Genomic DNA, 9,053 nt, shown 5'->3' with positions numbered 1-9,053 from the left:
GCGTCCGGGTCCGGGGTGCGGGGCTTGGCGCGCAGCGTGCTGATGCCCCAGTACAGGGCCAGCGCGCCGAGCAGCAGGGCCACGTACGGCCAGCTGAAGAGCGCGAAGAAGAAGGCCCAGATGCCCGCGAGCAGGGCATAGCGGGCGCGGCGCTGGGTCGGGTCCGTCGGGTCCCACCGCAGACCTGCGTTGGGACCGCCGGATCCTTCCGGGCCGCCCTGCCCACCGGGCCCGCCGGGGCCGCCCGAGGAACCGGGCCGGTCACCGAAACCGCCGCCCTGCGCGGGCCCCGGCTGCCGGTCGCTCCACTGGCTGCCCCAGGGGGAGTGCCTGCCGTTGCCGCTCTGCCCCTCGTCCGACCCCTGCCCGTCCGCGGGCCGACGCGGCTGCCACGGCCGGTCCGGGCTGCCCTCTGGCGGAGGCGCGAAGGGGTTGTCGTCCGTCGGCGGAGGCGCTCCCTGCCCGCCCTGCGACGACGAGCCCCCGCCCGAATTCCCGCCACCGGAGGCACCGGAACCGCCCTCCGCCCCCTCGCCCTCACGCGGCGGAGTGGCCGACGAGGACGAGTGCCGCTCCCGCAGCAGCAGCCCTTCACGCCCGCCGTCCTGCACGGGCGCTACCCCGGACGGCCGGTCGGAAGCGAACGACGGGAACGACGGGACGTACGCACCCCGCCCCCCTCCCTCTGCGGCCCCCGAAGGGCCGGATGCGAGGGAGGGAAGGAGTCGGAGGAGTCGGAGGCTGCGGTCCGGCATCAGGTGTGCGTCTTCCCCTTGGTGAATCAAGTCTGCGGATCAAGTGGTGAATCGAGTCTGCGAATCGGGTCTGCGAATCAGGTTCGTGGAGCGATATCGAGGGTTCGGGCTGGTCGAGCGGGCGGTGGAGCAAGCGGGTGGAGCAAGCGGGTGGAGCATACGGCGGGCGTCGTGTCCCAGGTTTCGTGCCCGTCCTCCGAGTTTTGTCCCCGCCCCTGGTCAACGTCCCATGCGGCAGAGGCGTTCCCCCACCTGGCCGTGTTCCCCGACGGATCCTTCCCAGACGCTACCTTCCGGCCACGCCCCCGTCCCGCGAGGGCCGATCGCTGTGCCGGTATCGTTGCTGACGGTCGGCCGCTTCGTAGACTTCCCCGTATCAGGGGGCGTGAAGCATTCGTACGACCCTACAAACGCTCTCCCGAGAAAGGGCCCTGCCGTGGCCGCCAATCCCGTGGCCAAGCGCCTCGTCGTGCTGGTTTCCGGATCAGGTACGAACCTGCAGGCTCTCCTCAACGCGATCGCGACGCAGGGCAGGACCGTCTACGGGGCAGAGATCGTCGCGGTCGGCGCCGACCGCGACGGCATCGAGGGCCTCGCCCGTGCCGAGCGCGCGGGACTGCCCACCTTCGTGTGCCGCGTGAAGGACCACGCGACCAGGGAAGAGTGGGACAGTGCGCTGACCGAGGCCACGGCGGCGTACGAGCCGGATCTGGTCGTCTCGGCCGGATTCATGAAAATCGTGGGCAAGGAGTTCCTGGCCCGCTTCGGCGGCCGGTTCGTGAACACCCACCCCGCGCTGCTGCCCAGCTTCCCGGGAGCGCACGGGGTCCGCGACGCCCTCGCGTACGGCGTGAAGGTCACCGGCTGCACCGTCCACTTCGTCGACGACGGCGTCGACACCGGCCCGATCATCGCTCAGGGCGTGGTCGAGGTCCGGGACGAGGACTACGAAGACGAAGGTGCCGCTCTCCATGAGCGCATCAAGGAAGTCGAACGAAGGCTGCTCGTCGATGTCGTGGGGCGGCTCGCCCGTCACGGCTATCGCATCGAGGGACGAAAGGTAGTTAACCCGTGACCGCCGAAGTGACCACGGAAGGCACACAGCGCCCGATCAAGCGTGCGCTCATCAGCGTCTACGACAAGACCGGGCTCGAAGACCTCGCCCGCGGGCTGCATGAGGCCGGGGTCGCACTCGTCTCCACCGGTTCCACGGCCGGCCGGATCGCCGCCGCGGGCGTACCGGTCACCAAGGTCGAGGAACTCACCGGGTTCCCCGAGTGCCTGGACGGCCGGGTCAAGACGCTGCACCCGCGCGTGCACGCCGGGATCCTCGCCGATCTGCGGCTCGAGGACCACCGCGACCAGCTGACCGAGCTGGGCGTCGAGCCCTTCGATCTCGTCGTCGTGAACCTCTACCCCTTCACCGAGACCGTCGCCTCGGGCGCCTCGCCCGACGAGTGCGTCGAGCAGATCGACATCGGCGGTCCCTCCATGGTCCGGGCCGCCGCCAAGAACCACCCCTCCGTGGCGGTCGTCGTCAGCCCCGACCGCTACGGCGACGTCCTCAAGGCGGTCGCGGACGGCGGTTTCGACCTCACCGCGCGCAAGCGGCTCGCCGCGGAGGCGTTCCGGCACACCGCCGAGTACGACGTGGCGGTTGCCGGCTGGTTCTCCGCCGACTACGCGGGTGACGGCGGGGAGTTCCCCGGCTTCATCGGCGTCACGTACGAGCGCAAGAACGTGCTGCGGTACGGCGAGAACCCGCACCAGCCCGCCGCCCTCTACACGGGCGGCTGCGGCGGCCTCGCCGAGGCCGAGCAGTTGCACGGCAAGGAGATGTCGTACAACAACTACACGGACACCGATGCCGCGCGCCGGGCCGCGTACGACCACAGTGAGCCCTGCGTCGCGATCATCAAGCACGCCAACCCGTGCGGGATTGCCGTCGGTGCCGATGTCGCCGAGGCGCACCGTAAGGCCCACGCCTGCGACCCGCTGTCCGCCTTCGGTGGCGTGATCGCCGTCAACCGTCCGGTGTCCATGGCGATGGCCGAGCAGGTCGCCGAGATCTTCACCGAGGTCATCGTCGCCCCGGATTACGAGGACGGCGCGGTCGAGATCCTCGCCCGCAAGAAGAACATCCGCGTCCTTCGCTGTCCCGAAGTCCCGCAGCCCCCGGCCGAGTTCAAGCCGATCGACGGCGGCGGTCTCGCCCAGATCACGGACGTACTCCAGGCCGAGGGCGACGACCCGGCCAACTGGACCCTCGCCACCGGCGAGGCCCTGTCCGCCGACGAGCTGGCGGATCTCGCCTTCGCCTGGCGGGCCTGCCGGGCCGTGAAGTCCAACGCCATCCTGCTCGCGAAGGACGGGGCTTCGGTCGGGGTCGGGATGGGGCAGGTGAACCGGGTCGACTCCTGCAAGCTGGCCGTTGAGCGCGCCGGGGCCGAGCGGGCACGTGACTCGTATGTCGCGTCGGACGCGTTCTTCCCGTTCCCCGACAACATCGATGTCCTGAGCGCCGCCGGCGTCAAGGCCATCGTCCAGCCGGGCGGTTCGGTCCGTGACGAGCAGGTCGTGGAGGCCGCCCAGAAGGCGGGCATCACGATGTACTTCACGGGGACGCGCCACTTCTTCCACTGACGCTGTCACTGACTGGAAGCGCGAACGGCCCGCCGGTGGTGCACCGGCGGGCCGTTGCCGTCTGCTGCGTCCTACTGCCTGTTACGTCCTACTGCCCGTTACGTCCTACTGCGCAGCGCCGCCCAGGTGTTGGGCCCCACGTCGCCGTCGACGTTCAGTCCCTTGTCGCCCTGGAACCGCTTCACCGCCCTCAAGGTGGCCTGGCCGAACTGGCCGTCCACCCCCGCGGCCCCGACGCCGTACCCGCGTTTGGTGAGCATGCACTGCACCTGCGTCACCCGCCGGTTCTTGTCGCCCAGTTGCGTGAGCTGGGTGCCGGAGTAGTACGTGCACTGCGAGATCCACGGCGGTTTGGCAGGCTCGGCCGTGCTCTTGGTCGGGGAGGGGCGCGGGGTGGTGCCGCCACCGCTCCCGCCACTGCCGCCGCCGTTCCCGCTGGACGGCGTGGCCGACGGGGTCGCCGTGGGCGTGGTGCCCTGACCCCCGCCCGTGTCGCCCCCGGCCGCGGCTCCGGCTCCTCCGGGGGAGGCGCTCTCCTTGCCGCTTCCGTCCTCCTCCTTCTCTTCCTTCTCCTTGCTGGGGGAGGGGGAGGGATCGGAGGCGCTGGGCAGCGGCGCCCTCGCCTTGTCATCGGGGGTGCGGGTCTCGGAGGCCGTCGGTGTCGAAGACGCATCCGTGTCCTCGTTCGCCGGCCGGGTGAGCAGGAAGGCGCTCACGGCGACGGCACACACCGCGAGCCCCGCGACGACGGCGAAGTACACCTTCTTGCGCCCACGCCCGCCCCCGTTGCCTCGCCCGCCGGCCGGAGGATGACCGGGCGCGGATCCCGGCTGCGGTGAGCCGACCGAGGGCGGACCGAACTGCCCCGGCGGCGTCGGCGCACCGTACGGACCCGGTGGGGTCTGTGATCCAGAGCCGTACGGAGGCGTCTGCGCCCCCACCCCGTACGCACCCGGGGGCGTCTGCTGCGACCCCGCCCCGTACGCCCCCTGCGGCGTAGCCGGCCCGAATCCCGGCCCCGGAGCAGGGGCGGCCACCCGCTGAGTGGGCGTGCGCAAGTGACCGGTCTGCTGGACGGCGGCATGCCGCAGCACCTCGGAGGCCTGGCGGCGCTCGAGCAGCCGGGAGTCGAGCGGCGCCTGCCAAGGGGGCGTCGCGGAGCTGCTGTCGCCGTACGCCTCGGCCGCTTCGATCAGCTCCTGCGGGCTCGGCCGTCCGGCGGGATCCTTGGCCAGGCAGGTGTCGAGCAGGTCGGCCAACGAGGCGTCCATGGCCTCGAGTTCGCGCATGACCTCCGCGTCGGGCTCCTCGTACGCCACCCGGTGCAGTACGTCCACTCCGGTGCCGTCACCGAACGGAGCGTGCCCGGTGGTGGCGTACACGAGCGTGCCCGCGAGCGAGAACACGTCCGAGGCGGTGTCGCAGCGGCCCTCTCTGAGGTACTCCGGCGACATGAAGGAGGGGGTGCCGACCCGGTTGCCGGTGCCGGTGATCGCGCTGGCGTCCACGGCCTGCGAGATGCCGAAGTCGATGACGTGCGCGCCCTGTTCGGAAAGGATCACGTTGGACGGCTTGAGGTCCCGGTGTACGACCCCTTCGGCGGACAGCGCCGACAGGGCCCGGCCGAGTTCCGCCACGAGGCGCCAGGCGCCCGCCGGTTCCAGTACGCCGCACTCCTTGACGGCGTCCGAGAGGCTGAGGCCGGGCAGATACCGCGTGGCCATCCACAGCAGCTCGTCCTGGAACCCGGTGCCCAGCAGTTCCGGAGCGTGTGGCGGTCCGACCCGGGCGTGCACGGCCGCCTCGCGCTCGAACCGCCGCCGGAAGTCAGCGTCTTCGGCGTACTCGGGCCTGATCACCTTGACCGCGGCGAGCCCCGGCCCGTCGTCCACTTGCCGCGCCAGATAGACCCGCCCCATCCCGCCGCTGCCGAGCCGCCCCAACGGTACGTACGGGCCGATCTGCCGCGGATCCGAGGGTTGCAGCGGGGTGGCGCCGGCCTGTTCCAGCGCGGCGTTCCCGGTCGCCGGCGAGTGCGGCGACTGGGGTCGCTGGTCTGACATGGGTCCGATCCCCCGATGTGCTGTTCGTCCGCGGTGTGGTGGTGCTGGTCGGTGTTGTTCATCCGTGGCGTGCTGGTCTCTGCTGTCACCCCGGGTCGTGTGAGGCTATCGCGGCCCCATGCGTCTCGTACCGCAATCGCCGCCAATCACTGGCGGGAGACAGGGCGTTGGGAAGGGCTCATTGCATGGGGTGGTGCAACGGGGAAGGCCGCGGTGAGCACGGAGACCGTGATGCTCACTGCGGCCTTGTCAGCCGTACCGTCTCCCCCCGGGGACGGCACGGAGCCATGGTGGCGGACGGGGCGGGAGGGCGGTACCTGAAAGGTTCCAGGGTCGCCCCGCGCCCTGTCTCACCTCAGGTGCCCGGCGCCGTGCACTGGGTGGTGGCGTTGCCGTTGTAGTAGACGCGCCAGCCCATCATCTTGCGGGTGGCCGGGCCGTAGACGCCGTCCTGGGTGAGGTTGTCGTACTCGCCCTGGACGTTCCACACGGCCCGCTTCGTCTTGCTGCCGTAGATCCCGTCCTTGCCGCCCGTGTCCTCCTTGTAGCAGGTGATCAGGGCGTCCTGGAGCGCGGTGACGGCCGTGCTGCTGCTTCCGGAGGCCAGGACGCAGTTCCTGGTGCCGGTGCCCGTGTAGTAGGGCTGCCTGACCTTGGTCGTCGAGGACAGGGACACCGTCTTGACGGCGTTGCAAGTCGGGTACGACGCCGATGAGGCGGCCGGGGCGGCGGCGACCGCTCCGGTGAGGAGCGTGGCGGTGAGGGCTCCGGTGGCGAGGGCGGCCTGGACACGGGGTGAACTGCTTCGGGGCATGGTTCTTCCCTTCCCTTTCCTTGTTGGTTTTTGGCCGGGGGCTGCGGCTCAGCAGTTCTTGGGGTGATCGCGCAGCTTCGGCCAGGTCTTCGGGCCGATCGAGCCGTCGGTATCCAGGCCGTTCTTCGCCTGGAAGCGGATCGTCGCGGCCCTGGTCTTGTCCCCGAAGATGCCGTCCACCGTGCCCGGAGCGCACTCGACGTACTCCAGCAGGCACTGGGCCTCCTTGACGACATTGCCCTGGGAGCCCTTGGAGATGACGGTCGTCAGCGTTTTGCTGTAGTCGAAGCCGTGGTAAGGAGTGCCGTCGACGGTGAAGATGACGTGGCGGTCCTTGCAGGGTGCGCTGGCGGATGTCGCCTGTACGGCCACGCCCTCGGCCGGTGTGGCGTTGGCCGAAGGAGTCGCCAGCACCAGCGTGGTGCCCGCGAGAGCCGTGCCCGCGATGACCAGTGCGCATCGATTCCGTGCTTGTGCTGTACGCAAGAGATCCCCCGTTGTCTGCTGCCGGTGTCCGTCGTACGGAGTCTGTGCGCGGCGGGGCGGGAGCGGTACCTGAAACTCTCCAGGTTCCCCACCACACCCCATCCGCGGCACAGTGACCGGATGAGCACCAGGTCCGGAGCGCCAGGTCAGTTCTTCGCGGCCGTGCGCAGCGCGCGCCACGTGTCCGGGCCCACCGCTCCGTCCGCGTCCAGGCCGGCCCGCTTCTGGAAGGTGACGACGGCCGCGTGGGTCAGAGGGCCGAAGTCGCCGTCCACCTCGCCGACTTGGGTGATGCCGTGACGGTGCTTGAGCAGGCACTGGGCCTCTTTGACCTGGCTGCCTCCGTCGCCCTGCTTGATGACGAAGTCCCAGGTGCCGTTCCAGCCCGCCGTGTAGCCGCGGCCGTGGGTCTCGTCCTCGTACATCGCGGGCTTCTCGCAGCTGGCCGGTGCCGAGGCGGCCGGGGCCTGGTCCTGGTCCCGCAGCGCGTACGTCACCGTCGCCGTGGCCAGCAACGCGGCGGCGACCGCTGCCGCCAGGACAGGGCCGCGCCACTTCCGGGGCCGCAGCCTCGGCAGCCGGGCCGAGGGGGAGGTGCCCGCGGCCTCTTCCACCCGGCGCAGCAGTGCGGCGGTGCCGGCGGCGCGCGTGGACCGGTCCTCGTGCGTGGGGGCCAGGCAGTCGTGGACGATCTCTCGCCAGGCCTCGGGGAGTTGGGGGGACAGGCGCAGCTCCTCGGCGCCCCGGGCATAGCGCGTCGCCGCGTCGGCGCGCGCCTCCGTGCTGCCGCCGGGCAGCGGGAACGCTCCCGTCAGGACGACATGGGCGAGGACGCCGAAGGCCCAGATGTCGGCGGTGGGCCGGATCCGCGTACCCCGCTCGTCCATCTCGGACCAGAGCAGTTCCGGTGGGGTGTAGTCCGGGGTGGCGAATGCGGGGGCGTAGGCGTGGGTGCCCTCCATCTCGGCCGCCAGGTTGAAGTCGGCCAGCCGGACCGTGCCGTCCTTCATCAGCAGCACGTTGGCCGGTTTCAGGTCGCCGTGGACCCAGCCCGCGTGGTGCAGCTGGTGCAGGCCCTCGCAGATCTGGGCCAGGAGTGCGGGGCCGGAGTCGGGCGCCGGAGTCCGGTCCAGTACGACGTCCAGGGAGCCTTCGGCCTCTTCCAGTACGAGGACGGTGGCGCCGTCCAGCTCCGGGTGGTCCGGGTCGTCGACCGTCAGGGTGTCGTACATCCGGATCAGGCGGGGTGCGCGCAGCCGCCCCAGCAACTCCACCTCGCGCTCGGCCAGTTCGCGCAGATGACGCAACTGGCGCGGGGTGCGGGTGCCGGTGGGCAGGAACTTCAGCGCCGCCTGACGGGGCAGGTCCGGCTGCGCGCCGCCGGCGAGCCGGGCCGTGTAGACGGTGGCGAAGGCGCCGGAGGCGAGGGGTTCGCGGATCTCCCACGGTCCGACCCGGTAGCCCTTCGGCACGGAGACCGCGTACGACTGCCCGGTCACCGGATCACTCCGTTCGGGGCGACGGCCGCCGGGGCGACGGCCGCCGGGGCGACGGGCGTCGGGTCGGCGAGCGCGGTGAGGTCGTCCTCGCGTACGAGGTCGAAGCGGAGCGCGAGGGAGACGAGGGACTCTTTCTTGCCGTTCTGGCGAGGACCGCCTGGGTCGGCCGTGTCCGGGCCGGGCCGTAGGCGCAGCTTGACGGCCAGGTAGTCGATGTTCCAGTAGACCGCGGAACGGCTGACCGTGGGCCAGGTCGGACGCAGCCGCTCCACCAATTGCTCGACGGCGGGCAGCGGCGCGCGTGACTCGCCGCGCAGCCGGGGCTCGCACAGCGCGGCCAGCACCGCGAAGTACCGCTTCGTGCGGTCCAGGGCGAACGCCTGGACGGTGGCCGCTCCGGAGAGCCCGTGCCTGGCGACGCTGCGGAAGACATGGCGCGGCGCCCAGACATCGAAGCTGAGCAGGTCGCCCGCGGCGGGCAGCACCACGCGCGAGAACTCGAACGGTACGGGCGCGTCCATGCGCCCCGGCGCCACCTTGATGTGTTCGCCCGCGCCCTCCGGGTTCTCCACGACGTACGTCTGGTCCTCGCTGAAGTTGCTCAACAGCCAGAAGTTCCGGTCCGCCGTGATCTCGCCGGCGACCCGGGGTACCCCCTCATGCGCGATGGTGAGCCCGCCATTCGTTCCCGCCCGGCCGAACGCGAGCCGCTCCCCGGAAGCGATTCTGATCTGCTCGTCAACGCCGTCACACGACGGCGGCACCACGATAACGCTGTACATGGAGTTGTCCC

Annotated in this window: 7 protein-coding genes and 1 pseudogene; 2 read left to right on the top strand and 6 right to left on the bottom strand. The window is 71.1% G+C overall.

Annotation, left to right across the window (positions count from 1 at the left end):
• Positions 1 to 755 (bottom strand): annotated as a pseudogene (locus tag G6048_RS20490) (hypothetical protein); the annotation flags it as partial.
• 436 nt (positions 756 to 1,191) lie between these two features.
• Between G6048_RS20490 and purN the strand changes: the two are divergent.
• Both purN and purH read left to right on the top strand, forming a co-directional pair.
• Positions 1,192 to 1,830, top strand: coding sequence for a phosphoribosylglycinamide formyltransferase (purN, locus tag G6048_RS20485; RefSeq protein ID WP_165341015.1), 639 nt, complete (start codon positions 1,192 to 1,194; stop codon positions 1,828 to 1,830).
• Positions 1,827 to 3,398 carry a bifunctional phosphoribosylaminoimidazolecarboxamide formyltransferase/IMP cyclohydrolase gene (gene purH, locus G6048_RS20480; RefSeq protein WP_408056148.1) on the top strand — a complete coding sequence of 524 codons (1,572 nt, stop codon included), beginning with the start codon at positions 1,827 to 1,829 and terminating at the stop codon, positions 3,396 to 3,398. The genes purN and purH overlap by 4 nt, the downstream gene beginning before the upstream one ends.
• Before the next feature lie 98 nt (positions 3,399 to 3,496).
• Here purH and G6048_RS20475 read toward each other — a convergent pair whose 3' ends face one another.
• From G6048_RS20475 to G6048_RS49675, 5 genes are all read right to left on the bottom strand, one after another.
• A complete protein-coding gene (locus G6048_RS20475) occupies positions 3,497 to 5,461 on the bottom strand; it encodes a serine/threonine-protein kinase (RefSeq protein WP_165341014.1) in 1,965 nt (654 codons plus the stop codon).
• Between the two features lie 355 nt (positions 5,462 to 5,816).
• Positions 5,817 to 6,275 (bottom strand): peptidoglycan-binding domain-containing protein, encoded by a 459-nt coding sequence (locus G6048_RS20470; protein WP_165341013.1) that lies wholly within the window; start codon positions 6,273 to 6,275, stop codon positions 5,817 to 5,819.
• 48 nt (positions 6,276 to 6,323) lie between these two features.
• Complete coding sequence (locus G6048_RS20465) at positions 6,324 to 6,761, bottom strand: peptidoglycan-binding domain-containing protein (protein WP_165341012.1); 438 nt, start codon at positions 6,759 to 6,761, stop codon at positions 6,324 to 6,326.
• A 146-nt stretch (positions 6,762 to 6,907) separates the two neighbouring features.
• Positions 6,908 to 8,260, bottom strand: a complete 1,353-nt coding sequence (locus G6048_RS20460; RefSeq protein WP_165341011.1) for a protein kinase domain-containing protein — start codon at positions 8,258 to 8,260, stop codon at positions 6,908 to 6,910.
• Positions 8,257 to 9,042, bottom strand: a complete 786-nt coding sequence (locus tag G6048_RS49675; RefSeq protein ID WP_165341010.1) for an FHA domain-containing protein — start codon at positions 9,040 to 9,042, stop codon at positions 8,257 to 8,259. The genes G6048_RS20460 and G6048_RS49675 overlap by 4 nt, the downstream gene beginning before the upstream one ends.
• Positions 9,043 to 9,053 lie beyond the last annotated feature (11 nt).

The sequence above is a fragment of the Streptomyces ureilyticus genome (assembly GCF_011045025.1).
In the GTDB taxonomy this organism is placed as follows: Bacteria; Actinomycetota; Actinomycetes; order Streptomycetales; family Streptomycetaceae; genus Streptomyces; species Streptomyces ureilyticus.
Note: the sequence above shows the minus strand (reverse complement) of the source record. Positions and strands in the feature narration are given on the sequence as shown.